27 protein-coding genes are annotated in these 24,722 nt (G+C 41.6%); 6 read left to right on the forward strand and 21 right to left on the reverse strand.

Annotated elements, in window-relative coordinates:
• Position 1: 1 nt before the first annotated feature.
• A complete protein-coding gene (accD, locus tag E0F88_RS22010; protein WP_131960443.1) occupies positions 2 to 844 on the reverse strand; it encodes an acetyl-CoA carboxylase, carboxyltransferase subunit beta in 843 nt (280 codons plus the stop codon).
• Positions 845 to 1,102: 258 nt separating this feature from the next.
• Here accD and E0F88_RS22015 point away from each other — a divergent pair, with 258 nt between their 5' ends.
• A complete protein-coding gene (locus E0F88_RS22015) occupies positions 1,103 to 1,645 on the forward strand; it encodes an NADPH-dependent FMN reductase (RefSeq protein ID WP_131960444.1) in 543 nt (180 codons plus the stop codon).
• 46 nt (positions 1,646 to 1,691) lie between these two features.
• Here the strand turns inward: E0F88_RS22015 and ftsZ are convergent, their stop codons facing one another.
• The 17 genes from ftsZ to E0F88_RS22100 form a co-directional block, all read right to left on the reverse strand.
• Complete coding sequence (ftsZ, locus tag E0F88_RS22020) at positions 1,692 to 3,113, reverse strand: cell division protein FtsZ (protein ID WP_131960445.1); 1,422 nt, start codon at positions 3,111 to 3,113, stop codon at positions 1,692 to 1,694.
• 34 nt (positions 3,114 to 3,147) lie between these two features.
• Complete coding sequence (gene ftsA, locus E0F88_RS22025; RefSeq protein WP_131960446.1) at positions 3,148 to 4,506, reverse strand: cell division protein FtsA; 1,359 nt, start codon at positions 4,504 to 4,506, stop codon at positions 3,148 to 3,150.
• A gap of 15 nt (positions 4,507 to 4,521) precedes the next feature.
• On the reverse strand, positions 4,522 to 5,298 hold the full coding sequence (locus E0F88_RS22030) for a cell division protein FtsQ/DivIB (protein ID WP_131960447.1): 777 nt from the start codon (positions 5,296 to 5,298) through the stop codon (positions 4,522 to 4,524).
• Between the two features lie 25 nt (positions 5,299 to 5,323).
• Positions 5,324 to 6,715: a UDP-N-acetylmuramate--L-alanine ligase gene (murC, locus tag E0F88_RS22035; RefSeq protein ID WP_131960448.1), complete on the reverse strand. Its 1,392-nt coding sequence runs from the start codon at positions 6,713 to 6,715 to the stop codon at positions 5,324 to 5,326.
• Positions 6,716 to 6,741: 26 nt separating this feature from the next.
• On the reverse strand, positions 6,742 to 7,842 hold the full coding sequence (gene murG, locus E0F88_RS22040; RefSeq protein WP_131960449.1) for an undecaprenyldiphospho-muramoylpentapeptide beta-N-acetylglucosaminyltransferase: 1,101 nt from the start codon (positions 7,840 to 7,842) through the stop codon (positions 6,742 to 6,744).
• Positions 7,843 to 7,849: 7 nt separating this feature from the next.
• Positions 7,850 to 9,031 carry an FtsW/RodA/SpoVE family cell cycle protein gene (locus tag E0F88_RS22045; protein WP_229213869.1) on the reverse strand — a complete coding sequence of 394 codons (1,182 nt, stop codon included), beginning with the start codon at positions 9,029 to 9,031 and terminating at the stop codon, positions 7,850 to 7,852.
• A complete protein-coding gene (gene murD, locus E0F88_RS22050; RefSeq protein ID WP_131960450.1) occupies positions 9,028 to 10,377 on the reverse strand; it encodes a UDP-N-acetylmuramoyl-L-alanine--D-glutamate ligase in 1,350 nt (449 codons plus the stop codon). The genes E0F88_RS22045 and murD overlap by 4 nt, the downstream gene beginning before the upstream one ends.
• Before the next feature lie 145 nt (positions 10,378 to 10,522).
• Complete coding sequence (gene mscL / locus E0F88_RS22055) at positions 10,523 to 10,849, reverse strand: large-conductance mechanosensitive channel protein MscL (RefSeq protein ID WP_131960451.1); 327 nt, start codon at positions 10,847 to 10,849, stop codon at positions 10,523 to 10,525.
• 29 nt (positions 10,850 to 10,878) lie between these two features.
• The gene (locus tag E0F88_RS22060) at positions 10,879 to 11,829 is read right to left on the reverse strand and encodes a DUF3078 domain-containing protein (RefSeq protein ID WP_131960452.1); all 951 of its coding nucleotides are present in this window, start codon (positions 11,827 to 11,829) and stop codon (positions 10,879 to 10,881) included.
• A 27-nt stretch (positions 11,830 to 11,856) separates the two neighbouring features.
• Positions 11,857 to 12,684 carry a mechanosensitive ion channel family protein gene (locus E0F88_RS22065; RefSeq protein ID WP_131960453.1) on the reverse strand — a complete coding sequence of 276 codons (828 nt, stop codon included), beginning with the start codon at positions 12,682 to 12,684 and terminating at the stop codon, positions 11,857 to 11,859.
• A 28-nt stretch (positions 12,685 to 12,712) separates the two neighbouring features.
• The gene (locus E0F88_RS22070) at positions 12,713 to 12,904 is read right to left on the reverse strand and encodes a hypothetical protein (RefSeq protein WP_131960454.1); all 192 of its coding nucleotides are present in this window, start codon (positions 12,902 to 12,904) and stop codon (positions 12,713 to 12,715) included.
• Positions 12,905 to 12,913: 9 nt separating this feature from the next.
• Complete coding sequence (locus E0F88_RS22075) at positions 12,914 to 13,531, reverse strand: RNA polymerase sigma factor (RefSeq protein WP_131960455.1); 618 nt, start codon at positions 13,529 to 13,531, stop codon at positions 12,914 to 12,916.
• A gap of 148 nt (positions 13,532 to 13,679) precedes the next feature.
• The gene (gene tsf, locus E0F88_RS22080; RefSeq protein WP_131960456.1) at positions 13,680 to 14,516 is read right to left on the reverse strand and encodes a translation elongation factor Ts; all 837 of its coding nucleotides are present in this window, start codon (positions 14,514 to 14,516) and stop codon (positions 13,680 to 13,682) included.
• A gap of 120 nt (positions 14,517 to 14,636) precedes the next feature.
• The gene (gene rpsB / locus E0F88_RS22085; protein ID WP_131960457.1) at positions 14,637 to 15,458 is read right to left on the reverse strand and encodes a 30S ribosomal protein S2; all 822 of its coding nucleotides are present in this window, start codon (positions 15,456 to 15,458) and stop codon (positions 14,637 to 14,639) included.
• Positions 15,459 to 15,630: 172 nt separating this feature from the next.
• Positions 15,631 to 16,017 (reverse strand): 30S ribosomal protein S9, encoded by a 387-nt coding sequence (rpsI, locus tag E0F88_RS22090; RefSeq protein WP_131960458.1) that lies wholly within the window; start codon positions 16,015 to 16,017, stop codon positions 15,631 to 15,633.
• Between the two features lie 3 nt (positions 16,018 to 16,020).
• Positions 16,021 to 16,464 (reverse strand): 50S ribosomal protein L13, encoded by a 444-nt coding sequence (rplM, locus tag E0F88_RS22095; RefSeq protein WP_131960459.1) that lies wholly within the window; start codon positions 16,462 to 16,464, stop codon positions 16,021 to 16,023.
• Between the two features lie 217 nt (positions 16,465 to 16,681).
• Positions 16,682 to 17,383 (reverse strand): hypothetical protein, encoded by a 702-nt coding sequence (locus E0F88_RS22100; protein ID WP_131960460.1) that lies wholly within the window; start codon positions 17,381 to 17,383, stop codon positions 16,682 to 16,684.
• Between the two features lie 208 nt (positions 17,384 to 17,591).
• Between E0F88_RS22100 and E0F88_RS22105 the strand changes: the two genes are divergently transcribed.
• From E0F88_RS22105 to E0F88_RS22120, 4 genes are all read left to right on the forward strand, one after another.
• Entirely contained in the window at positions 17,592 to 18,266 is a 675-nt protein-coding gene (locus E0F88_RS22105) for a 3-keto-disaccharide hydrolase (RefSeq protein WP_229213871.1), read from the forward strand.
• 34 nt (positions 18,267 to 18,300) lie between these two features.
• Positions 18,301 to 19,104 (forward strand): Rossmann-like and DUF2520 domain-containing protein, encoded by an 804-nt coding sequence (locus tag E0F88_RS22110; protein WP_131960462.1) that lies wholly within the window; start codon positions 18,301 to 18,303, stop codon positions 19,102 to 19,104.
• 63 nt (positions 19,105 to 19,167) lie between these two features.
• Positions 19,168 to 19,698: a KdsC family phosphatase gene (locus E0F88_RS22115; RefSeq protein WP_131960463.1), complete on the forward strand. Its 531-nt coding sequence runs from the start codon at positions 19,168 to 19,170 to the stop codon at positions 19,696 to 19,698.
• A 23-nt stretch (positions 19,699 to 19,721) separates the two neighbouring features.
• Positions 19,722 to 20,837: an acyltransferase family protein gene (locus E0F88_RS22120; RefSeq protein ID WP_131960464.1), complete on the forward strand. Its 1,116-nt coding sequence runs from the start codon at positions 19,722 to 19,724 to the stop codon at positions 20,835 to 20,837.
• A 55-nt stretch (positions 20,838 to 20,892) separates the two neighbouring features.
• Here E0F88_RS22120 and E0F88_RS22125 read toward each other — a convergent pair whose 3' ends face one another.
• Positions 20,893 to 21,699, reverse strand: coding sequence for a polysaccharide deacetylase family protein (locus E0F88_RS22125; RefSeq protein WP_131960465.1), 807 nt, complete (start codon positions 21,697 to 21,699; stop codon positions 20,893 to 20,895).
• A gap of 96 nt (positions 21,700 to 21,795) precedes the next feature.
• Here E0F88_RS22125 and E0F88_RS22130 point away from each other — a divergent pair, with 96 nt between their 5' ends.
• Entirely contained in the window at positions 21,796 to 23,022 is a 1,227-nt protein-coding gene (locus tag E0F88_RS22130; protein ID WP_131960466.1) for a metallophosphoesterase family protein, read from the forward strand.
• A gap of 75 nt (positions 23,023 to 23,097) precedes the next feature.
• On the opposite strand, the gene E0F88_RS22135 is transcribed toward E0F88_RS22130, so the two are convergent.
• Both E0F88_RS22135 and E0F88_RS22140 read right to left on the reverse strand, forming a co-directional pair.
• Positions 23,098 to 23,484, reverse strand: a complete 387-nt coding sequence (locus E0F88_RS22135; RefSeq protein WP_131960467.1) for a TraR/DksA family transcriptional regulator — start codon at positions 23,482 to 23,484, stop codon at positions 23,098 to 23,100.
• Positions 23,485 to 23,683: 199 nt separating this feature from the next.
• Entirely contained in the window at positions 23,684 to 24,664 is a 981-nt protein-coding gene (locus tag E0F88_RS22140) for a pyruvate dehydrogenase complex E1 component subunit beta (protein ID WP_131960468.1), read from the reverse strand.
• Positions 24,665 to 24,722 lie beyond the last annotated feature (58 nt).

Below are 24,722 nucleotides of genomic sequence, written 5' to 3' on the forward strand. Positions count from 1 at the left end.
ATCAGCTCAGCATAGTTAGCAGACTTGTAAGTTTATCTTTTAAATCTTTGCGATCTACAATGAAATCCAGGAAACCATGTTCAAGAACGAATTCCGCACTTTGAAATCCTTTTGGCAAATCCTTACCAATTGTTTCACGAATAACGCGCGGGCCGGCAAATCCGATCAGTGCTTCCGGTTCGGAAATATTGAAATCACCAAGCATTGCATAAGATGCAGTTACTCCACCCGTAGTCGGATCTGTAAGCAAAGAGATATACGGAAGTTTTGCTTCAGACAGTAATGCAAGACGAGCTGACGTTTTTGCCATTTGCATCAATGAAAAACCAGCCTCCATCATACGTGCACCACCGGATTTCGAAATCATCAAAAAAGGTATTTTCTTTTTAAGTGCATAGTTGATAGCGCGAGCGATTTTTTCACCCACAACCGATCCCATCGAACCGCCAATAAAGCTAAAATCCATACAGGCGATAACAATATCCAGATCGTTCATCTTGCCATAACCCGTACGAACCGCATCTTTCAATCCGGTTTTCTGAATTGTCGCTTTTACTCGGTCAGGATAAGCTTTTGTGTCGACGAATTTGAGCGGATCGCCGGATGTTAAATTAGCATCCAGTTCAGTGAATTTATTATCGTCGAACAAAAGCTCAAAATATATTTCCGACCCTACCTTGTCGTGATAGTTGCAATGCGGGCAGGTATAAGCATTAAGCTTGTGCTCACGTGTAGGAGTAATTTTCTTGCATTGAGGACACTGATACCACAAACCATCCGGAGCTTCACGCTTCATTTCGGTGGGGGTATTAATACCTTTTTCTTTCCGAATAAACCAAGACATATTATTATGTGGGTTAACGCCTTTGATAAAGACCTGTAAGCTAGTTCCTTATCTTGTTTTCATGATGAATTAAGGGGTCAAATATAGCAATAAATGTTCGGTAAAATGATAGCAGAGGCTAGTATTGCATTTTAATCACCAATACCTTTACAGGAAACAGCATGCCAGTACTGAACATATTTACTAAAATTTTGTTCCTTACAAATAACCTGAATTTTGAAATAGACCGAAATACTGCGATGCTGAATCGCCTGCTCAATGACAACATCGACTAAACCAATTGTGATAATTGTTGGCACCAACCGGCCAAATTCCATGTCACGAAAAATCGCAGAATATTACCAAAACATTCTTAACCAGCTGAATGCAGATAGCCTTATCCTGGATTTGGTGGAACTTCCTCACGATTTTACGGTTTCGGCCCTTTATGAAAATACCGGCAAAAACGACCAGTTCAACGGATTAAAGGCGCTGCTTGAAACAACCGATAAGTTTGTTTTTATTGTTCCGGAATATAATGGTTCTTATCCCGGAGTCCTGAAAGCTTTTATCGACGGATTACCTTATCCAAATAGTTTTTCAAATAAAAAAGCTGCACTCGTTGGATTATCTTCCAATATGCAGGGAGCTACGATTGCCATGAGCCACCTGAACGATGTATTCAGTTATCTTGGCATGAATACACTGGCGTTACGAGTGAAACTCGCTCAGATCCGTTCCCATTACAGCGACCAGGTTATTTCAAATGCGCTTTATAAAGAATTGATCGAAATGCAGGCAGAGCAAATCATCCGGTTTTAATCAGAAAAAGGAGCTCAAAGCTCCTTTTTCTGATTATTGATATCTCTTATTTAAGCCAGTGCTGTTCCATTTCACTTGCCGGAATTGCAGGACGTTTCCAAAGATCAATCCGGCTGCGACGGTAAGCAGGCCCTTCAAGGTCGGCGTATTTAACAAGACCGTCTTTAAAAGATTTCACCATCGCTTCCAGTTTTTCTGATTCTTCGTTCGACCAGTCTTCATTGTGATCCGCATCGATTATTGAAGTACTGTAATTTTCACGGGAAGGAGATACAATCTCATCCATTACTAAGTCTACTGAACTTGTATTACTATTCTCGTAAACTTCTCCTGTCAACACAACTTCCTGAACAGGAATAGGCTCAGGTACGATCACGGCTACAACCTGCGCTTCTGCACTTGCTTTCAGCATGCTTTTTGTCTGCATACCCGGAATCGGAGATTCGATGCTGTCAAATCCGGCGGCAACAATGGTTACACGAAGTTTGTCCCCCAGTGAATCATCAGTAATTGTACCTAATTTAAACATGCGGGCTTCTCCGCCTACCTGAGAGAGAACAAATTGCCATATCTCACGCTGCTCCTTCATAGTGGCTTCTTTTTTCTTGCTGGTAGCCAAAGTAACCAAAATGCGTTTCGCGCCTCTGATATCCCGGTCGTTCAGCAAGGGAGAATCCAGTGCTTCTTTTATAGCAATCTGTGCACGATCCGAACCAGATGCTTCGGAAGTACCCATTACAGACTGTCCAGCGCCTTTCAGCACTTTTTCAACGTCTTTAAAATCGGTGTTGATATTACCGTTTGTGGTAATAATCTCCGAAATACTTTTTACAGCATTAAGAAGAATTCCATCTGCCTCGGCAAAAGCCTGGGTCAGTGTCATGTCTTCATAAAGTTCTTCCAGTTTATCATTCAAGACAACCAGAACCGTATCGCTAAACTCTTTAAGCTGCTCTATACCTTCCAGTGCCTGTTCTTTTTTATCAAGACCTTCCCAGGTGTAGGGTGCTGTCACAACGGCAACCGTCAGTTTACCCATTTCCTTAGCAAGCTGCGCAATCACGGGTGCAGCTCCTGTACCGGTTCCACCACCCATACCAGCTGTGATGAACACCATTTGTGTTGATCCGCCAAGAAGACTTTTAATCTCCTCAATCGTTTCCAAAGCCGCTTCCTTTCCTTTGGTCGCATCCGTACCTGCTCCCAAACCTTGGGTAAGCGTAGCACCAAGCTGTATTTTAACAGGAACAGGACTATTCGCAAGTGCCTGGCGGTCGGTGTTGCAGACTGCAAATTCCACATCTTTGATTTTTTTCTCAAACATGTAGTTGACTGCATTACTTCCTCCGCCTCCAACACCAATTACCTTAATTATAGCAGGCTCTGCCTGATTCCCTCCTTGAGGTTCTTTAATAATTTCGTTCACAATATAGTCCTGGTCTAATGCGTGCAACAAACTTGTATTCATATTCCCGGGGTTGATAAGTGTCTTTCTCTAAATTTCAATATTCGTCTGTATTTTCTTCTTTTTTGCCAAGAAGATTATCCCAAAAGAAACGCCCGGACTTTTTAGGTTCTTCTTTTTCTTCCTTCTTTTTTGGCTCCTGAACGTAATTGTTGCTTCCGTTCTGATGGCTTACCACAACTTCTGGTTTACAAACAGATCTTACCCGTGGATCAATCGATTTGATTCCCGCCCAGGCCAGGCCAATTGCCGTTGCAAAAGTTGAGTTACTAACCGCATCCGCTTTCACAGTCCGCGCCAGATTCTCAGGGAATCCAACTCTAACAGACATTCCCGTCACGCGCTCAAAAAGTACTTCAATCTCATCGATGTCCGCACTTCCCCCGCTTAAAACAATACCGCCAATCAGTTTTTCATGATGCCCTGACTTAAGAATTTCTGCATAAACCATCGCAGCTATTTCTTTAAGCCTTTCTTCAATAATCAGTGCTACGTTCTTTTTCAGAACCTGCTTTGGCGCTCTGCCCGCAAGAAAATTAACCAGGATTTCTACATTCAGCGGTACGTCTCCCGAAACGGCGACTCCATATTCCTTTTTAAGTTGTTCCGCATTTTCTACCTGTATGCCGCATCCTGTTGCCAGATCATTTGTTATATGTCTGCCTCCAATTGGGAATGAAGCAATGTGCCTGATAATACGATCCTGATAAATAATCAGGTCTGTCGTATGATCTCCGATATCAACCATGGCAATACCTGCCTTGATTTCATTATCGGTAAGTACGGCAAGACTTGTTGCCAGCGGAGAATATACCAGTTTATCAAACTTCAAATGCGGATCCGCTTCCAGCAAACTTTTCTTTGTACGCTGAATTGACTGGTTATCCGCTGATACAATAAGGAAGTTCGCTCCTAATTTAATACCTGTACGTCCAACCGGTTCACGCACTCCGGTTGAATTGTCAACCACAAAGTCAATAGGCAAAACATGCAGCACATCATAATTGGGCTGTATTTTTGCCCGGTACATGTCATCCACAAGCTGATCCACATCTCTTTGCGTCACTTCATCTCCTGTTGAGGCAGACGGGCGAATCACACCATCGCTTTGCGGAGTTACCCGCACATGCGCACCGCTAAAACTTACATTTACAACACCGATATCCAGATCCGAACGCGATGAGGCTTCTGCCAGCGCTTCACGTATAGCACTGCCGACCTGTTTAATATTTTCTACTGATCCATTAACAACAGCTCCTAACTGAACGGGAACTTCACTAAATCCAAGAATTTCAATATTACTCTGACGAGCTCCCGACGTAATGCCCTGAGCTGCTATAACTGCAATTTTGGTACTTCCAATATCTACTCCTACTACAATTTTATCGTGTGCCATGCTGATGGTGAATTGTTATTCACAAACTATTTGATCTTGAAACTTAATACTTATTTTCGAATATCTACTCCAATCCTTACTCAGAACCCTTTCATAAAATAAGCGTAATTTATTGAATTTGGATGCAAATCCTTCTGCCGCTCCAAATTCAATTCTTTGGTCTCCCATTATTGTAAGCAGATGAATATCACCATATTTATCCGCATCTAACTCTGCCACCTGTGCTTTCCAAAATGGATCTTCGTTCAAAAAACGAATCATATCCATCAGCAGTTTGCCTTTCTCCGTTTTCAATTTACCTGAATCACGGAAAAAAGCTCCTGACACAATCAGCGTTCTTGCTGAAAAACTATCGGACAACGGAAAAAAAACGCCGTCTTCATTTATATAGTATCCGTCGGTATTACGCCATTCTCCGTTGGCGGAGGTGTTGATCCATCTTGCAAATGGTCTTTCCTGCTCTACATCAACGACGATGTTCCCTTTCAGGTCACGATATACCTGACATTTTTTTATCAGCCTATTTTTTCTTACCCGGTTTTCAAGATCATTCAGACTTACTTCATCCAGCCGTGTCCCCATCAACGGATCACCTCCGTTTTCAGTTAAAAGCATAAGGACGTCTGTTTGATTTAGAAAATAAGCTCCCGAATCTCCCTCAATCGTGATAACCAGATTGTTACACCTCTGACTACCAAGCCTGCTTTCTGCCATCCCAATTCCGGCAACAGGAAGAATAAGCCACAAGCTACGTTTAAAAAATTGCCAAGAATAACCAAATTTACGTAACATCTCAGTAATATTAAAAATGCTTTGACTAATTATTAGTTACCGGGGCTGCGAATAAGTTTTTTATTGGTAATACCAAAGTGTCTATATCTCCGGCTCCGATCGTTACGATTACTTCTGTATCCAACTCAGGTAAAACCTTCAATAATTCCTCTTTAGAAATAATTTTTTTATCCGAAATACCTACTTTTTCCAACAACATTTCAGAAGTAACGCCCTCGATCGGCAATTCTCTGGCTGGATAAATATCCAGCAACAACAACCTGTCAGCAGTGGAAAGACTTTCTGCAAAACCATCTGCAAAATCTCTGGTCCTGGTAAAAAGATGGGGTTGAAAAACAGCTGTTATATGCCTACCCGGATATAAAGCTTTCACTGATTTAAGAAAAGCTTCTATTTCGGCCGGATGATGTGCATAATCATCGATGTACACCTTCCCGCTTCTCTCCACCTGATACTCAAACCGACGTTTAACTCCGCGATAGCTTTCCAGTGCTTCCTTGATTTTTTCTGAAGGAACATCAAGATAAAGTGCAACTGCTGCTGCCGCTATTGAATTCTCGATATTGTGGTAGCCGGGGATAACCATGGCGATTTGTTCAATCGCTCCTGCCGGATGTTTGATATCAAACACAAAACGTGCATTTTCTATTCGAATATTTTCTGCCTGATAATCTCCCGCTGACAGAGAATAGGTGTAAACTTTTGCCTTTGTCGCCGATCCGATTTCAAGGCCATGTTTCATAAACAAAGCTCCTTCTTCGTCAATCTGGCTTACAAATTCTTTGAAAGAATCCAGTACCGCTTCATGTTTTCCATAGATATCCAGGTGGTCGGCATCCGTGGAAGTTACAATGGCAATTTCAGGGTAAAGCGTAAGAAACGAGCGATCAAATTCGTCGGCCTCCACAACACAGATCACTTCTTCAAGATGTTCTGTTGGTTCATTCAGCAGAAGATTGGTTCCGTAGTTCTGTGTAATTCCACCCAAAAAGGCGGTGCTGTTTACCTCTGCTTGACGCAAAATGTGCGCAACAATGGAGGAAGTTGTTGTTTTTCCATGCGTACCTGCAACGCCAACAGTTCTCAGATTTTTGGTCAGCATGCCAAGCACCTGAGATCTTTTTAGAATAAGAAAATTATTGTCCCTCAGATAAAGCATCTGCTTGTGCTGAACAGGTACCGCCGGGGTATAAATCACCAGTGTATGATCCGGATCGGCTATAAATTCAGCTGGCATTGCCGATACTTCATCTTCCAGATTAACTTTAATATCTTCATCAATCAATGTCTGAACCAGCGTGGTTAAAGTTTTATCGTATCCCGCCACCTGAAATCCGTTGGCCTTAAACCAGCGGGCAAGCGCACTCATACCAATCCCACCGATCCCAACAAAGTATATATATTTCCAATTTGTCATTGGTGATGCCATTTCAATAATCCGGATTACGATTTAACCAATTTTAAGACCTCCCTTGCAATGTCATTTGCCGCAGTCGGCCTTGCCAGTTTTTTGATATTCATTTTCAATTCTTCCTGCTTTATAATATCGCTAAGCAGATCAATTGCTGCCGGCACCAAATCCTGCTGTGTTTTATTGTCTCTGATCAGGACTGCTGCATTTTGTTCAATCAGGCTCAATGCATTTTTTGTCTGATGATCCTCTGCGGCAGCAGGATAAGGAACCAGAATTGCGGGTTTTGCAGCCAGACAAAGCTCCGATACAGATAAAGCACCGGCTCTCGAAACGACCACATCCGCAACTGCATAGGCCAGGTCCATCTCATAGATAAACTCAAATGCTTTTACCTTTGATGCACCAATTCTTGCAACAGTTTCCTGCGCTTTTTCTATAAAACCTTTTCCTGTTTGCCACAATACCTGGTAACCTGCAGCAATCAGTTTGTCGATTCCAGCGTTCAGGCTTTCATTAATAGAGCGGGCGCCAAGGCTTCCACCCATTACGAATAAAGTTTTGCGTTGGTCCGAAAAGCCAAAGTGTGCCAATGCCTCACTTCGTTTTGAAGACACATCGACGATATCACTTCTCACCGGATTACCCAGCATCACCAGTTTTTCTTTTGGAAAAAATGCTTCCATTCCTGGATAGGCAACACAAATTTTACCAGCTCTTTTCGCAAGAAGCTTGTTGGTTATTCCCGCATAGGAGTTTTGCTCCTGAATTAAAGTGGGTACTCCGGATAAAGACGCCATCATTAGAAGCGGACCGCTTGCAAAACCGCCCACACCAACAGCAACATTCGGTTTAAAATCCCTTACAATTGTTCTTGCCTTTAAAAGACTTCCTGCCAGCTTAAACGGAAAAGCCAGATTATCCAGTGTGATTTCCCGTTTTATCCCCACAATGGGTAAACCTACGATCTCATATCCCGCCCTGGGCACTTTCTCCATTTCCATCTTACCCAAGGCTCCTACGAAAAGAATTTCGGAATCAGGTTCCAATTTTTGTATTGCGTTGGCTATGGCTATGGCCGGATAAATATGTCCGCCCGTTCCTCCTCCGCTTATGATTATTCGTTTTGACATCCGGCTTTTAAATCCTTTGCTCGTCCATTTTTTCACCTCTGCTTACGCTCAGTATCATACCCATGGCAATACCCGTAAAAAGCAGAGATGTTCCACCCTGACTAAAAAATGGCAATGTTTGCCCGGTTACAGGCACCAATCCAACAGTCACGGCCATTGCCGAAAATGCCTGACTTACAACAGTAAAGGTAAGGCCGGCAGATAGTAATCCGCCGAAAGGTCGTTTGGTTGCTTCAATTGCTTTTAGTCCCCGATACAAAAGAATCAGATATAAAATGATCAGTAATACACCGCCCAGTGTTCCGTATTCTTCTACGGCAACTGCGAAAATAAAATCTTTCTGCGGCTCTGGTAAAAAGCGCCTTTGACGACTTTTGGAAACCCCTTCTCCATACAAACCTCCCCGGGCCATCGCCATATACGACTGCTGAGATTGATAGACAACTACATCTTTATCAAAAAAAGCAGTGATACGGTTTTGTGCCGTGCCAGATCGCTGTGTAGAATTAAGAAGGATCGCTAAAGTTGCAAAAAAAACCAGGCCAAGCGCCGTAAAAAGCAGATAATGCAACGGTACTTTTCCTACGTACATCAGCAGAAAGCAGATTCCTGCGAGCATTACAGCTGTTGAAACGTTACTTGTAAAGATCAAACCACAGACCAGGCCCACCAACGCAAGTGGTTCCATAAATAACTCTCTGGTGTTCCACCCACCTTTGATATGCCTCGCAAGGATTAAGGATAAATGTGAGATTAAGGCAACCTTGGCCCATTCGGATGGCTGGAAACGCTGACCTATAATTGGTATCTCGATCCATCTGGAAGCATCATTTACAGAAGTCCCGAAAAACATGGTAAAGATCAACAGGAGAATTGAACTCCAGACCGCAAGTCGCGTCACATAAATAAATTTGATATAGGGAATCCGGTGAATGTAAAACATAACAAGCAGCGACAGAAAACACAGCAACGAATGTTTATAAAGATAATATTCCGTATTACCATCTTTCTGGCTGTAGGCATCTTTTACGCTGGCGCTGTAAACAACGACGATACTCCATAGCAGCATGAAGATGCAAATACCCCAGATCCATGGATCGCCTTTCAGGTTCCTGGTAAACCAGGCCTGAGTTTCCTCTCTCGACTTTTGCAAGACATCCATTTTACCTTCCATAGATTGCTCCATCATGATTTTTCAAGATTCCGGACTGCGGCCTTAAACTTATCTCCCCGGTCTTCGTAATTATTAAAAAGATCAAAACTTGCGCAGGCCGGAGAAAGCAAGACAACATCACCAGGGACGCCCCAGCTTTTTGCCTGATTAACCGCATCCTGAACATCTTGCGTGATGTAAAGCTGTGGAACTATGTCACTAAAATAATCTCTCAGTTTTTCGTACTTGACGCTAAGAACGATTAGTCCTTTCACTTTCTGACGAACCAGCTCTTCAATTTCACTGTAATCATTTCCTTTGTCCACGCCTCCTGCGATTAAAATAACCGGTTGCGAGAAACTGCCAAGTGCGTAGAACACCGAATCCACATTTGTCGCTTTTGAATCGTTCACATAGGTAACTCCGTTAATTACTGCAACCTGTTCCAGACGGTGCGGCGCATTAACAAAGGAAAGCAACCCGGTCTTAATCTTATCCGTTTCAACGCCAACAGATTGTGCCGCTAAAATTGCGGCCATCGCATTAACTGCATTGTGTGGCCCCTTAATGGGCAATTCTGAAAAATCCTGCCTGAACGGGCGCTCCTTACTATTTATTGCCAAATATCCATCATCAAACCAGGCTCCTTCTTTAATTTCATGATTTAAAGAAATCCCTAACTTCGACGGAATGATTTCACGTTTGCTGAACTCTCCAAGAATCACTTCGCTATCATCAAAATAGATAAAGTGATCCCGGGCACTTTGATTTTTTATGATATTGAATTTTGAATCGGTGTAGTTCTGAAACGAGTAATTGTACCGGTCAAGATGGTCTGGTGTAATATTAAGTAAAACAGCGACTTGCGGGTGAAAATCTACAATATTATCAAGTTGAAAACTACTTATTTCCAAAACATAATAGTCAAATTTCTTTTCGGCAACCTGCCAGGCAAAGCTTTCGCCTATATTCCCGGCTAACCCCACATTATATCCTGCATTTTTTAGCAGATGATAGGTTAGTAATGTAGTAGTTGTTTTGCCGTTACTTCCGGTAATAGCAATTAGTTTTGCATCCGTATAGCGTGATGCAAATTCAATTTCGGAGATTACCGGAGTTCCCTTTTCATGTAATGAAACAATCAGCGGGACTTTATCAGGGATACCGGGACTCTTAATAACCAGATCTGCAGCTAACACTACCGCCTCGGTATGCTGCCCTTCTTCAAAAGAAATATCTCTTCGGATTAACTCTTCCCGGTACTTAGCATGCAATTCACCGCGATCGGACAAAAAAACATCAAATCCTTTTGATTTCCCCAGAATAGCAGCACCGACGCCGCTTTCTCCCCCGCCCAATACGACTAATTTATTAGACACAATGCTGATATTAACAAGTTGTAAGCTGTAAACAACGAAGGTAAATCTTTTTCGAGGGAAGTTCGGCAGGGGTTAACCTAAAAATTTATCTGCATAAAAAAAGGCACGTTGCCATGCCTTTTTCTCATTAGAAGTAATTTTACTGTTTCTATTCTTTTGCAGGTTGGCTTAAACGGAGACGGTTTGCCAGTTTTACAACCAGGAAAATGACCCATGCTATGATCATAAACTGAATCAGCACCTGAATGAAATTACCATACTTAATTGCTACCTCAGGAGTTTCACCAACAGCCTCTTTCAAGACAATCTTCAACTGTGTAAAATCCACTCCGCCAATTAGCAAACCCAGTACCGGATTAATTATATCCTCTACCAAAGAAGTAGTGATTTTACCAAACGCAGCACCGATAACTACACCTACTGCCAAATCAAGCACGTTGCCTTTGGCGATAAAAACCTTAAATTCCTGAAGCATAATCAGAGACGTTAAATGAGAAAGTTTATTTATTTAAAAGAATACAGAAATCCGACACTCAAACCCTGGGCAAACTGTATATCGTTACTTTGATCCTTGTCATAAATGACAATTGCTCCCAGGTTAACATTAAAGTATTTTGCAATTTTAGCTGTAATCATGGCATCCAGACGGTGATCGCCATTAAATTCTCTCTTAAGCGTCATCTGATTTTTAGCGTATGAAGTATAAAGCAAATATCTGAATTTCAAATTTATATCTTTCGCTACATCCTTATCAAAATTGGCGACAAACTGGATAATACCAACTTCATTCCGAACACGTTTTCCGATTTCCACACCATAATTTTTAGGCATAGTCAAATATAAATCTTTATCCGCAACGATGGTTTGTCTTAGTGCTGCGGGAGCAAAATCCAGGAAAAAGTACGGTACAGGCTTATATTCAATACCGATAGCTTCTGTTACATAAGCAGGAGAAAATAGTCCCGAAACTTTCTTTTTAAAACCGATTGAATCCGGATTTGTGGAGTAGTCGTAACCGTTGGCAAACTGTGAAAGAAAATTGACGTTACCGAATAAACTCCACTTGGCCGTCAGCTCTCTGTTGTATTTTGAATCGAAGAAAATGCGGTCAACATTCTTCCGGCTTTGCTGTCCTTTATTCCGTACAACGCCATACTGTGACTGGAAATCATTCCGCCAGGAATTTTTGCCTTTTTTTTGTTCTGATAAAGCATTAAAAAACAATCCCACAGCGACTGAATTCACTCCTCCGCCTGTCCAGTTTGAGCTAAATGAGCCCTGATTCAGGTTGGCTCCGAATTCGATTTTCCGCCAGGCCGTGTCACCGGGTGTCTTTAAACGTCCTTCATTCAGTGAATTTTTCAGGTCTACCTGTTTCTTCCAATCCTGTGCAAAACTTTGGGTGATTCCTATTAAAACTGCAAGGCAAAGGAAGCTCAACTTAGCTTTATTCATTTTAAACTTATTATAGTGTGAAAATATTCAATTAAAAATCTCTACCTGCCGTGTCTGAAACATCTGCAGGGGAATAATTGTGGTGGTAGAATCATTTACAATTGTAACGGATGTATTGTCTATTTTGGTAATCACACCTTTGACATCATCAATTTTAATTACCTGTCCTTCTTTATAATTTTTCCGGCTATAAAAAGAGGAAATAATATTGGACAAAACATCTCTGGATGCAATTCCATATCCAATGGCAAATGCCACCACAACACCTCCTATAATCAGGAGAAAGCTTGATTCCAGCATTGCCGTTTCCATCCCAATCTGCTTTAAAGCCGTAATAAACGTGATAATGAGGAAAAAGATAAAAGCAATATTGCCAATTAATTTGGCAGAAGCAATGTTAAATGATTTACATAAAGCAGTAACAGCCGTCTTAATCGCATCAGAAAACATGATACCGATTTGTAGCATAACCGCACCCGCAATAAGCTTTGGTATGAAGTTTACAAGCGACAGCACCATTTCCGTAATGGTATTTACGCCCAATGTATCCGCTGCAAAAGTTAAAAATATCAGCAGGATATAGTAATAGAAAATCTTGGCAACGATATCACTTAATGATATTTCGGTTTTTAGCTGTTTGATAATGCCGATTTCATTGAGCTTATCTCCGATCCGGTCAAAACCGACTTTACTAAGGATCTGGCTGATTACGATACGAACTCCCCTGGCAACAAGATATCCAATTGCCAATATTACAAAACAACCAATTACACGCGGGACAAAATCAACAAACTGACTGATGAGTGTGTTAAAAGTATTTCTTAAAATTTCCGAAAGATTGGGGAGGTTATTCATTTTCGTTAAATAAATATAGAGGTGTACATCAAATTGATTCTTCGTCTTCGGTAAAGGCAAGCCCAATCGTTAGGGCGGTCAAAAAATGTTCTGTAAAATGGGTAACAACATGCATCGTATTACGAATGGTATCAACTTCAGCCACCAATGCATGCTTTAAATATTCAGGTACCTGATCATCCGGTTCCAGTTCTTTAAATACGGAGTTTCCTGTCGGCATATATATTTTTCAAATAAGATTTCGAATCAACTCAATCATCTTAACAGCCAGAATTCCCAGGAAAATAATGGTTTCAAGATACTTTTTACGAAGTTTTTCTCTTGATCTCAATAAACGCATTTTTATTGCGCTTTCCGTCACGTTAAAAATATCAGCAATATCCCTGATACTGAGGTCGTCCATATATTTCATAAACAGAACACCTTTCTCATCAACAGTTAGCTGGTCCAGGGCAGTTTTCAGATTCTTTGCCTGAATATCATCTCCGTCAAATATATTGTTGAGATCGATATCATCCGGAACTTCAATGGGCTCTTCCTGCAAAACTTCTCCGCGTTTTTTATTAGAGCGAAGCTGATCCATACAATGATTGTAGGTAATGGAATACAACCATGTTGAAAACTTGGCATCCTCTTTGAAGGTACCGAGTTTAAAAATTAGCTTTAAGAAAATATCGTGTGTGAGGTCCTCTGCCTTTGCTGTATCCTTCACGAAGGACAAGCACTTGTGGTAAACTTTTTCTGAATAGCGTTCGTAAAGCTTTTCAAAATATCTGTTTTCCTGTGTTTCTACAAAAAGCTTAACTAACTCTTCATCAGTTAAATTATGCCGTGCATAATCATTCATAGACGTTTTGACTACCATATTATCAAAAAGTAACAAGGTGGAGCATAAAAAATTTTCGAGGGTGCAATATTTTGTAAATATTAAAAAACAACGCCTGGTATACAAGTAGATACCAGGCGTTGTCAGCAAATTTATTGTCGAATGTTTTCTAAGCTCCGATCGCAACGCGCTTGAAAGAAGTCACGCTAAGACCTTTTGCTGTCTTTTCAAGCAATTGACGTATAGTCAATGAAGAATCCTTTACAAATTCCTGATTTAACAAAGTATTGTCTTTGTAGAATTTCTGCAATTTGCCTTGAGCAATTTTCTCAAGCATTGCTTCTGGCTTACCTTCAGCTCTTGCCTGTTCTTTACCTACTTCGATTTCACGCTCAACCGTTGCTGAGTCTACACCGTCTTTGTCAAGCGCTACCGGCTTCATCGCAGCAATCTGCATCGCTACGTCTTTACCAAGTTCAGTCACATCTGTTCCGTTAACACCGGCAAATGCAACCAATACACCTAATTTACCATTGGAGTGAATGTAAGGAACAACCTGATCAGCCGTTACATTTTCGTAAGCAGTGATTTCAAGTTTTTCTCCCAATTTACCAACCAGGTCAACGATGTGCTCGCTTACCGGGCGACCATCTGCCAATGTGGTAGACAGCAATGTTTCTTTATCCTGAACATCAGCTTCAACAGCTTTGTCAAGAATGCTTTGTGCAAGTAATTTGAAATCTTCTACATTGGAAACCGGTTCAGTTTCGCAAGCCAGAGCGATCAATTTACCATTTGTTCCGTCAGCACTGATCTTAACCAGTACGGTTCCTTCAGCAACAGCGTTGTCTGCACGTTTTGCAGCAACTTTTTGTCCTTGTTTACGAAGAATATCAACAGCTTGTTCAAAATCGCCGTCAGCTTCCTGAAGCGCTTTTTTACAATCCATCATGCCCGCGCCAGTCATTTGGCGGAGTTTATTTACATCTTGTGCGGTAATTGCCATGATTCGATTAAATATGAATTTGTTCTTTTAAAAAATGATAGCCCATAGCAAATGGCTATGGGCTATTTTTATCTATTCAGATATAACAGGATCTTACAATCCGCGCCATATCGCCCTTATTTACTCTTCGTCACTTTCAGCAGCAACTTCAACAGCAGGAGCGGCCGCAGCAGCAACAGCTGCTTCGTTGCCTTTATCTACCTGGCGTTTTGCTTCCTCCTCCTCAACCATACGCTGATCGTCTTTATCTTGTTTGCGTTCCATCAAACCTTCTTCAATTGCTTTTCCAATTGCCAAAGTGATCAATGAAATTGCTTTGTAAGCATCGTCATTGCTTGGAATAGGGAAATCAACCAGTTCAGGGTTTGAGTTTGTATCGCAGATCGCAAAAATTGGAATGTTCAATCTTTTTGCTTCTGCAACCGCAATGTGCTCGCGTTTTACATCAACGATGAAAAGGGCAGCAGGAAGGCGCGTCAGGTCAGCTACACCACCCAACACTCTTTCCAATTTATCCTTTTCACGTGTAAGCATCAGGCGTTCTCTTTTCGCTATATTGCTAACCGTGGTTTCGTCTTTAAGCATCTTCTCAAGAGTCTGCATTTTTTTCAAAGACTTGCGAATTGTGCCGAAGTTTGTAAGCATACCACCCAACCAGCGATCAGTTACGTAAGGCATTTTAAGGCGTTTTGCCTCTTCCGTTACGATTTCCTGCGCTTGTTTTTTGGTAGCAACAAACATGATCTTACGTCCCGAACGAACGATTTGCTTCAAAGCAGCCTCAGCTGTTTCAACGCAGCTCAATGTTTTGTTCAGGTCAATGATGTGGATCCCGTTCTTCTCCATGAAGATGTATGGAGCCATACGTGGATCCCACTTGCGGGTAAGGTGACCAAAATGAACACCTGCATCCAATAGTTCTTTATACTCTATTTGTGCCATTGCCAAATTTGATTTATAAGATTTTAATAATTTTTGTTACGCAGCACAGCACATCGGGCACGATAAGTACTGTCTGGACTTTCCAAGCCCTGTGTTTTCAGTAAAAAGTTTACAGTACAACAACTGCGAACTAAAAACTGTTGACTCAAAACCGCGCGGCGAACCGCTTTGATTAACGTTTCGAGAACTGGAATTTTCTACGGGCCTTAGCACGTCCGTATTTCTTACGTTCAACCATACGAGGGTCACGGGTAAGAAATCCTTCTTTTTTAAGTGCTCCGCGGAATTCTCCGTTGTACTCAACCAAAGCGCGTGAAACAGCCATACGAATCGCTTCTGCCTGTCCTGTAACACCGCCGCCTCTTACGTTTACTTTAATATCATAACCATTGCCACCGCTTATGGTTGCGAAAGGCTGCTGAAGAACGATCTGATGTACTTCAAATGGAAAGTACTCTTTGTAATCACGGCCGTTCACCTTGATATCTCCTTTGCCTGGCGTCATGTAAATACGAGCCACAGCTGTTTTTCTCCTACCTATTGTGTTGATAACTTCCATGAATTACAACTGGATTTCTTTTGGTTGCTGAGCGCTGTGCGGATGTTCTGCGGCAGCGTAAACAAACAGGTTTGTAAATAAACGACGTCCCAAACGATTTTTTGGAAGCATACCTCTTACGGCTTTCTCAATTACACGCTCAGGGTGTTTTTCGAGCAACTCACGGGGAGTTTGAAAACGCTGACCTCCAGGGTAACCTGTGTGACGAACATAAACTTTGTCGGTCAATTTCTTACCAGTCAACTTAATTTTATCGGCGTTGATAATGATAACATTATCACCACAGTCCACATGAGGAGTGTAGCTTGTTTTGTGTTTGCCTCTGATCATTTTAGCAACCTCACTGGCCAAACGACCAAGAATTGCATCTTTAGCATCCACAACAACCCATTCCTTGTTTACTGTGTTTTTGTTCGCCGAGATGGTTTTGTAGCTTAACGTATCCACGATTAACAAAAAGATTTAATTGATTTTCAATAAATTACACTGTATTAAGACAGTCCCATCGCAAAATGGGAGTGCAAATATAGAGTTTAACAAATTGAATTACAAGTATGTTTGATAATTTTACACATTTGAAGAGATTTGGAAATTTTACCATACCCCAAACAACAGCGGTTGAAGTATAAAAGAAGGCCCCGTTTTCATTTTAGAAAATAGTGAACTATCGCAGCAAAGGGAAGCAAAGAGCTACATAAGGCATTTGATAATGATCGGAGAAGCGGCGCTGCCTGTTATCCAATAATACCTTTCCTCCATCTTTTCTTCTGGTAACATAAGCAAGCTGCCCGAAAACATAGCCGAGTTTTAAACCAAGCTTTTTTGTTGCCCAAATGCGTATAAATGCCTCCGACTGACCATTGTAGTTGTCGAGTGCCAAGGGGATCAGATTAAAAATAACTGGTTGAGAAGGCAAAAACTGATTATAGTACGCTTCACCGGCTCCTGGTGATATTGTGTTTCCCGGATAAAAAGCAGTTCTGTTTGATCCAAAAGCAATACCTGTAAGATCTGTATTAGCCCCGGCTTCCAGTTTCCATACTTTAATTTTAATACTTGCCACGAAACTAAGCCCGTTTGCTGAAACATTCCGAAACTGAAGGACATGACCCGGCGTTTTTTCTCCCTGAGAATAAAGATCTGTTTTGCCGCCGTAATATCCCCAGGCCCTAAATCCCAGCCCCATTTTTAACCATGGTAATTTAGGTAAACCCATTTCTTCATGATAAAATACAGAAGGAGACCATGAATTGCTTTTAAAACCCGCACCGACATCAATTCCGGCATCTCCGAGATAATAATTTTGACCAAAAGCAACGTGAAAACAAGAGAGGACAAGTAACAGAAGTAGAATTGAACTTTTCATTATTTTATTAAGTGTGAGTGTGGAACAAAATGATAACTTACAGGCCAAACGATATTTTCCACAAATATTGCGTCATCCAAAGCAGCTGACAGTCAGAATATTCCTAAAATTCATACGATACTTTTTTTGTTCACAATAATTATTCCGAAAATTACATTTCACCTATTAAATGAACATGTTCTGTAAAAAATCCTGCATTTTGTTCTTCATGTTCCACGTTTGTTGCGTTGTCACCGCTCAGGACTTTGATATGCTGTCTTTCAGGCCACTCTTTAATGGGAAAAATCTCGACGGTTGGGTTGATGTTAACACTTCGAAAGAAACCTGGAAAGTAAAAAAGGGTGTGCTAATTTCTACCGGAAAACCAATTGGCGTTATGCGGTCTGACCGGCAGTACGAGAATTTCGTTTTGGAAGTGGAATGGAAACACATGGAAGCAGGCGGAAATTCAGGTATTTTTATCTGGAGTGAAGGAACGCCGCAGGAAACCGATCCGCTTACAAAAGCAATTGAAGTTCAAATGCTTGAACTTCAATATGCCACCCAGCACAATGTCACCGACGACTATGTTCACGGCGAGTTATTTCCAACAATGGGCATGAAAGCAATTCCTGATAATCCCAGAGGACCGCGCAGTAAATCTTTGGAAAAGAGATGCAAGGGAAAGGGAGAATGGAATAAATATGTGGTCGTTTGTGTGGACGGAACCGTAAAATTGTCTGTGAATGGTAAATTTGTAAATGGGTTGAGAGCTTCGGAACGAAAAAAAGGATATATCTGCCTGGAAGCCGAAGGAGCGGAGATTCATTTCCGTAACATGCGGATACTGGAATTGCCCTCAGGTATCACTTCTGCTGAACAAACAGCGCCTTTGGTAAACTAAGGGGAATTATGTTCTCACACATAGCGCAAACTATATGAAAATTTCTTTTGTCGGAACAGGAAATGTGGCCTGGCATCTTGCGCAGGCATTGGAAGAAGCAGGTCATTGGATTTGTGAAGTGTACAGCCGCGACACGCAGCACGCGCGCCAGCTTGCGACTGAACTGTATGATACAAACATTCAGCCTGACCTGAATTTCGCAGACAGTGAAGCGGAGGTGATTATCATTGCCGTTTCCGACGATGCACTTGATGAGATAATAGAACGCATCGTTTTTCCTGAAAATGTAATCGTCGTGCATACTTCCGGTGCAAAATCACTGGCAGAATTTCAAAAGCTGATTGAAATTTACAGTGATGTCTTTGTTCATACCGGCATATTTTATCCGCTTCAATCTTTTACAAAAGGCGTTGAAATGGATTATAAGGAACTGCCAATCTGTGTTGAATCCAAAAATGAACTGATTGAAAACAAACTGATCAGTCTAGCTGAAAGTATTAGTGATCATGTCACGCGTATGGATTCTGACGAACGTTTTACTTTACATGTCGCCGCCGTTTTCGCCAATAATTTTACCAACTATTTGCTGACCGTTGCTCACGATCTTCTTTCACGCGAACAGCTGGATTTTGATTTATTACAGCCTTTGATCCGGAACACCATTGATAAGGCATTTTCATCCAACGACCCTGCATCCGGCCAGACCGGTCCTGCAAAACGAGGTGATATAGAAACGACCAGCCGACACATGGAATATCTACAGGAAATTAATCCTGAGTGGATGGATCTGTACCGCACCATGACCGAACAGATCAGAGCACGTCATACTTCAAAATAAACTAAGGAAAACTCATAGCGATAAAAGTTAGTTTATATTTGCAAAATTCGTAACAAAAAATAAATGGATTCTTCACTGAATGAACGCTTCAAGCTTATTACAACCTTCATTTTTGATATAGACGGGGTTATGACCGACGGCAGTGTAATTGCACTGGAAAGCGGTGAACAGCCCCGGATTTTTAACGTACGAGATGGTTATGGAATCAACCGTGCGATAAAAATGGGTTACCGCGTTGCTATTTTATCTGCTCAAAATCAGATTGGGGTTCGCAAGCGTCTTGAATATTTGGGTGTAAAGGACATTTTTATCGGAACATCGCCGGATGGAAAATTACCGATTTTCAAAAAATATTTAGCCGAAACAAATCTGACAGAAGATGAAATCGTTTTCATGGGTGACGATTTGCCGGATTACGAGGTAATGCGCACGAATGTAATGGGTGCCTGCCCTGCCGATTCCGCAGACGAGATTTTGGCACTGGCTGATTATATTTCTCCTAAAAAAGGGGGTTACGGCGCAGTTCGTGACCTTATCGAACAGGTTATGAAGGTACAGGGCAAATGGATGGCCTGGTTTGAAGAAGCAAAATAAGGGGAGAAATCTGAAAGAAATAAGTGAGACAAAAGCGTTACTTCCCCAACCTGAACGGCAGCCGTTGTATAGCTGCATTACTGGTTATTTTTCACCATCTGGAACAAGCCAAACATTCTTTTGGCATACCCAATATTTATGAATTCAATATCATTCAGCATGCCGGAAGGCTTGGCGTAGGTTTGTTTTTTGTTTTAAGTGGCTTTTTAATTACTTACTTGCTACTGGAAGAAAGAGGGCGCTTCGGAGATGTGGATGCTAAGAAATTTTATCTGCGAAGGGTCTTTCGGATTTGGCCAATCTATTTTCTGGTCATCGGCTTGTCCTTTCTTGTTTTTCCACATATCGATTTATTTTATTTTCCCGGAACAAACGCAAAACTGGAAAACCATGTCGTTGAACGACTCGCTCTGTTGATTTTGGTATTCCCGAATTTTGCTTTTGTGTTATATGATTTACCCTACTGGTGCGCACAAACCTGGTCCATTGGTGTGGAAGAACAATTTTACTACCTATGGCCCTGGCTCATAAAATATCCGAAAAGAAGAATTGCCATAACACTGCTGTTTCTTGGCATTACGGCACTGTTTTTATTCCTCGGGCTGTACTTTTTAGATGAAACGAAAGAAATGACAGAAACGGCCGTTACCACTTTTTTGGGCCAGTTCAGGATACAAACTATGGCGTTGGGTGGCTTTTGTGCGTGGTTGGTTTACCATGATAAGGTGAAAATCCTGAATGTTATTTTTCGTAAAGATGTTCAGATTATCACCTATTTTCTGCTGACTGTTTTATTTCTTTCGGGCTTTCACTTTACCGGATTTCTTGAAGTTTATGCTGTTTTCTTTGGCATATTCGTGTTGAATGTATCCAGTAATCCAAATTCATTAATAAGCCTGGAAAATCCTGTAATGAACCATCTTGGCAAAATTTCTTACGGACTTTATCTTTACCATGTGTTCATTATCGTATTTTTAATTAATTGTCTTAAAACATACTTTCCCGAATTAACCGGAAGCACTTATCAGATACTGCTTTATTTATCTTCCTTAGCTGTTTCCGTTTTACTGGCATCACTATCATTTTCTTATTTCGAAAAGCCTTTGTTAGCATTCAAAGACAAACACTTTGGCCGGTAAATAATTCAGGGTTTAAAATATGTCTTAAGTCGCCATGATTACAAATTCAGGCATTTCAACGAACTTCAACAAGCTCGGTCATGGTGTAAAATTTCAGGTTCTGCTGTTCCGCTTCTTTTAATATCGTTTCCAAAAACGACACATTAAAACCATATTCACCATTCACAGGCTTTGCATAGAGTGGTTTATGACCGAACAACATAAGTGCTGTGTTCGTCTTTTTAGCTTTCACGATAGCATCTTTAATTTCGTCATCCGTTATTTCCGAATCCTGGTCAATCAGCAAGGCATCCACTGTTCTTGTCTGGTCGAACGGGTAATATATCCAGCTCATAATCCTGGGCAGCGTGGTGTATAAGGGTATACCATACAAAACCCTTCGTGAAATTGCCACATCCCTTAAAATCTTAAACCCTTTTGCCAACAGCACCGAATCCACCCGTTCATTGTGATTTCCGCCGGGATGTGCATAAGAAGATGGAAAGAAACCAGCATCTGCCATGTATTTCAAACCAGGGGTCAACTCTGTTTTGATGTATTCAGCGGCGCCAGCCTTAATCAGCTCTGTTGATTTTGAATGAACCGTCCCATGAAAACCAATCTCATGACCATCCTTTTGCAGCTGCTTTAACTTTTCTATCTCATCAATTTTCAGGCTGTCTCCGCAGGTGATAAAAAATGTAACTTTTGCATTGTATTTCTGAAACAGCGGCCGTAGTGCATACCATTCGTTGATAAAATGATCATCGAAAGAAATGGCAATTCCGCTCTTTGAAGTATCCTGAGAACCTTTGCTGCAGCCCGTAACAAACAGTCCGACTCCTATAATCAGGTAAAGAAATTGGAATTCATATTGTTTCAAAGTGCCCGCACTTTTTCTTTTGTGAATATATCTATTGGCTGAAAGTTTCAATTCTTAAAATATCAAATGTTATTTTCGCTAAATTAATCACAGCTAATGAAAATCCTTCATACCGCCGACTGGCATATCGGAAAAAAGCTCGACCAGTATTCCCGGATGGAAGAACAGCGGCTTGTACTGGCTGAGATCTGTGAAATTGCCGAACGCGAAAATGTCGATGCAGTGATTGTTGCGGGAGATCTTTTCGATAATTTCAATCCTTCGTCTGAGGCCACCGAATTACTTTACAGCACCTTACACCGGTTATCTGCCAATGGAAGCAGAGCTGTCGTCGCAATCGCCGGCAATCATGATTCCCCGGAGCGGATTCAGGTTCCGGACGCATTGGCAAGAGTCTGCGGGATTATTTTCGTAGGTTTTCCAAACACAGAGATACGGAAATTCTGTACGCAGGGGAAAGTTGAAATTCTGCATTCGGACAAAGGTTTTATAGAACTTAGCCTTCCCAGTTGTGATTTTCCGCTTCGGATTATCCACACACCGTATGCCAATGAACAGCGTCTTAAAACTTTTTTAGGTGCCGAGGATTCAGAAAATGCTTTGCGGGAACATTTGCAAAAACACTGGCAGGATTTAGCTGATTTGTATCTGGATGACCGGGGATTCAATTTGCTCGTGACGCATCTTTATGTCATGAAAAAGGGCGACCCGTCACCGGAAGAAGAACCTGACGAGGAGCGGCCAATACTTCACATCGGTGGTGCCCAGGCTATTTACACTGAAAACTTTCCAAAGCAGGTTCATTATGTGGCACTTGGGCACTTGCACCGCTACCACAGTGTTGACAAAAATCCACCTGTGGTTTATTCCAGCAGTCCGCTTGCATACAGTTTTTCTGAGGCGAACCAGACCAAACAGGTTGTATTGCTCGAAGCAGAACCGGGCAGACTGGTAAGCTACACACCAATAGAACTGAAGCAGGGAAAAAAGTTAAGACGTAAAAAATTTGAAAGCATTGACGAAGCTATTTCATGGCTTCATGAACATGCGGATGACTTAATAGAACTAACCATTGTTTCCGACAATTATCTGGAAGCTACAGACAAAAAACGGCTTACAGAAGCGCATTCCGGCATCATTCAGATCATTCCACAGATCAGGCGGATTAATGAGACAGAGCAAACCGCTGAAATCGATCTGACACTGAGTATGGAAAAGTTGTTTGGAGAATATTTCAAAAGTAAAAATAAAGGCCAGGAACCTTCGGAAGGATTGATGGAGGTTTTCAGGGAGGTTTTGGGAAGTGCGGAGGAAAGTGGTTAATTCCTGTTTACTGCTCAGTCGGGCATAAAAAAAGCAGATATATTATCATATACCTGCCTTTTACTCTATATTCTCTTAACTAGCTCTCTTCAGCTTCGCTTCAATCGTCTGCTGTGTGTGAGGTACAATGCGAAGACGTTCCTTTGGGATAAGTTTACCTGTATCGATGCAAACTCCGTAGGTTCCGTTTTTGATGCGTACCAGAGCATTTTCCAGCTGGATCGAGTATTTCTGCAGACGTGCTGCAAGCTGGCTGAGGTTTTCGCGTTCACTTGCGTCTGCTCCATCTTCTATGGATTTGGCAGTACTGGCTGTGTTGTCGGTACCACTATCGTTCTTTTTACTAAGGCCTCCTTTAATATAATTCAACTCATTCATCGTCGCTTCCAGTTTGCCGCGAATGAGTTCTTCAAATTCCTTTAATTCTTCTGATGAATATCTGGTTTTCTCTTCTTGCATAATCCTAATTGATTTGAATGAATCTGTAATTAAGGAGCGTTTTCAAAACACAAAAGTAGTGGTATTCTCTCTATTTCGGAACTATAACTTAAATCAAAAGCAAAATTCGTACCACTCTAAACTGTTAACAGCTTGGAAATTGCCTAAAAAAACAAAGCCATGACCTTGAAGGAAATGGCTTTGTCCGGATTTCTCAGCAAAACTATTTATACATCACCGATTTTACAGCTTCCACTACTCTTTTCACACTTGGAAGAATTTCTTCAATCAGTGTTGGAGCATAAGGAAGCGGCACATCGCGGTTGGTTACGCGTATCACGGGTGCGTCCATGAAATCGAATGCGTGACGCTGAATGTGGTAAGTAATTTCTGTTGAAATAGATGCCAGAGGCCATGCTTCTTCAACAACCACACAACGGTTTGTTTTCTTAACAGATGCGATAACAGCGGGATAATCGATAGGACGAACAGTTCTTAAATCAACTACTTCCACGTCGATACCTTCTTTCTCAAGCTGCAAAACGGCTGGCATGACAACGCGGGGGATCATTTTACCAAAAGAAACAATGGTAACATCTTTTCCGGCACGTTTTACATCTGCTTTGCCAAGAGGAATCAGGTATTCTTCTTCAGGAACCTGCATTTTATCTCCGTACATCACTTCCGATTCCATGAAAATAACCGGGTTATTATCACGGATAGAAGATTTCAAAAGTCCTTTTGCGTCGTATGGATTCGAAGGAACTACCACTTTCAAACCAGGTGTGTTGGCAAACCAGTTTTCAAAGTTCTGTGAATGCTGTGCACCAAGCTGACCCGCATTACCTGTTGGCCCACGGAAAACGATTGGACAGCCATACTGGCCACCCGACATCGAAAGTATCTTAGCCGCACTGTTGATGATCTGGTCAATCGCAACAAGGGAAAAGTTGAAAGTCATGAATTCAACAATCGGGCGAAGGCCGTTTCCTGCTGCACCTACTGCAATACCTGCAAATCCAAGCTCTGCAATCGGCGTGTCAATCACGCGGTCCGGTCCGAATTCGTCCAGCATCCCCTGACTGGCTTTATAGGCGCCATTGTATTCTGCAACTTCCTCGCCCATCAGGAAAATACTTTTGTCCAGGCGCATCTCTTCCGACATGGCGTCGCGAATGGCATCTCTAAATGCTAATTCTTTCATCCGTAATTTTATGATTATTTAATTCTAAGACGAAACCTTTCAATATGTCACCATTTCT

This window comes from Dyadobacter psychrotolerans, from assembly GCF_004349265.1.
GTDB classification, from domain to species: Bacteria; Bacteroidota; Bacteroidia; order Cytophagales; family Spirosomataceae; genus Dyadobacter; species Dyadobacter psychrotolerans.

What these genes read in the sequence shown, in the direction of transcription:
- ftsA (WP_131960446.1), bottom strand. Translation starts at nt 4,506, where the DNA reads ATGGCACACGATAAAATTGTAGTAGGAGTAGATATTGGAAGTACCAAA.
- E0F88_RS22100 (WP_131960460.1), bottom strand. Translation starts at nt 17,383, where the DNA reads ATGAAAAGTTCAATTCTACTTCTGTTACTTGTCCTCTCTTGTTTTCAC.
- E0F88_RS22065 (WP_131960453.1), bottom strand. Translation starts at nt 12,684, where the DNA reads ATGAATAACCTCCCCAATCTTTCGGAAATTTTAAGAAATACTTTTAAC.
- rpsB (WP_131960457.1), bottom strand. Translation starts at nt 15,458, where the DNA reads ATGGCACAAATAGAGTATAAAGAACTATTGGATGCAGGTGTTCATTTT.
- E0F88_RS22140 (WP_131960468.1), bottom strand. Translation starts at nt 24,664, where the DNA reads ATGAAAGAATTAGCATTTAGAGATGCCATTCGCGACGCCATGTCGGAA.
- accD (WP_131960443.1), bottom strand. Translation starts at nt 844, where the DNA reads ATGTCTTGGTTTATTCGGAAAGAAAAAGGTATTAATACCCCCACCGAA.
- E0F88_RS22070 (WP_131960454.1), bottom strand. Translation starts at nt 12,904, where the DNA reads ATGCCGACAGGAAACTCCGTATTTAAAGAACTGGAACCGGATGATCAG.
- tsf (WP_131960456.1), bottom strand. Translation starts at nt 14,516, where the DNA reads ATGGCAATTACCGCACAAGATGTAAATAAACTCCGCCAAATGACTGGC.
- E0F88_RS22110 (WP_131960462.1), top strand. Translation starts at nt 18,301, where the DNA reads ATGAAAATTTCTTTTGTCGGAACAGGAAATGTGGCCTGGCATCTTGCG.
- E0F88_RS22060 (WP_131960452.1), bottom strand. Translation starts at nt 11,829, where the DNA reads ATGAATAAAGCTAAGTTGAGCTTCCTTTGCCTTGCAGTTTTAATAGGA.
- mscL (WP_131960451.1), bottom strand. Translation starts at nt 10,849, where the DNA reads ATGCTTCAGGAATTTAAGGTTTTTATCGCCAAAGGCAACGTGCTTGAT.
- E0F88_RS22015 (WP_131960444.1), top strand. Translation starts at nt 1,103, where the DNA reads ATGACAACATCGACTAAACCAATTGTGATAATTGTTGGCACCAACCGG.
- E0F88_RS22115 (WP_131960463.1), top strand. Translation starts at nt 19,168, where the DNA reads ATGGATTCTTCACTGAATGAACGCTTCAAGCTTATTACAACCTTCATT.
- murC (WP_131960448.1), bottom strand. Translation starts at nt 6,715, where the DNA reads ATGACAAATTGGAAATATATATACTTTGTTGGGATCGGTGGGATTGGT.
- E0F88_RS22105 (WP_229213871.1), top strand. Translation starts at nt 17,592, where the DNA reads ATGTTCCACGTTTGTTGCGTTGTCACCGCTCAGGACTTTGATATGCTG.
- E0F88_RS22030 (WP_131960447.1), bottom strand. Translation starts at nt 5,298, where the DNA reads ATGTTACGTAAATTTGGTTATTCTTGGCAATTTTTTAAACGTAGCTTG.
- E0F88_RS22130 (WP_131960466.1), top strand. Translation starts at nt 21,796, where the DNA reads ATGAAAATCCTTCATACCGCCGACTGGCATATCGGAAAAAAGCTCGAC.
- E0F88_RS22045 (WP_229213869.1), bottom strand. Translation starts at nt 9,031, where the DNA reads ATGATGGAGCAATCTATGGAAGGTAAAATGGATGTCTTGCAAAAGTCG.
- murG (WP_131960449.1), bottom strand. Translation starts at nt 7,842, where the DNA reads ATGTCAAAACGAATAATCATAAGCGGAGGAGGAACGGGCGGACATATT.
- rpsI (WP_131960458.1), bottom strand. Translation starts at nt 16,017, where the DNA reads ATGGAAGTTATCAACACAATAGGTAGGAGAAAAACAGCTGTGGCTCGT.
- ftsZ (WP_131960445.1), bottom strand. Translation starts at nt 3,113, where the DNA reads ATGAATACAAGTTTGTTGCACGCATTAGACCAGGACTATATTGTGAAC.
- E0F88_RS22075 (WP_131960455.1), bottom strand. Translation starts at nt 13,531, where the DNA reads ATGAATGATTATGCACGGCATAATTTAACTGATGAAGAGTTAGTTAAG.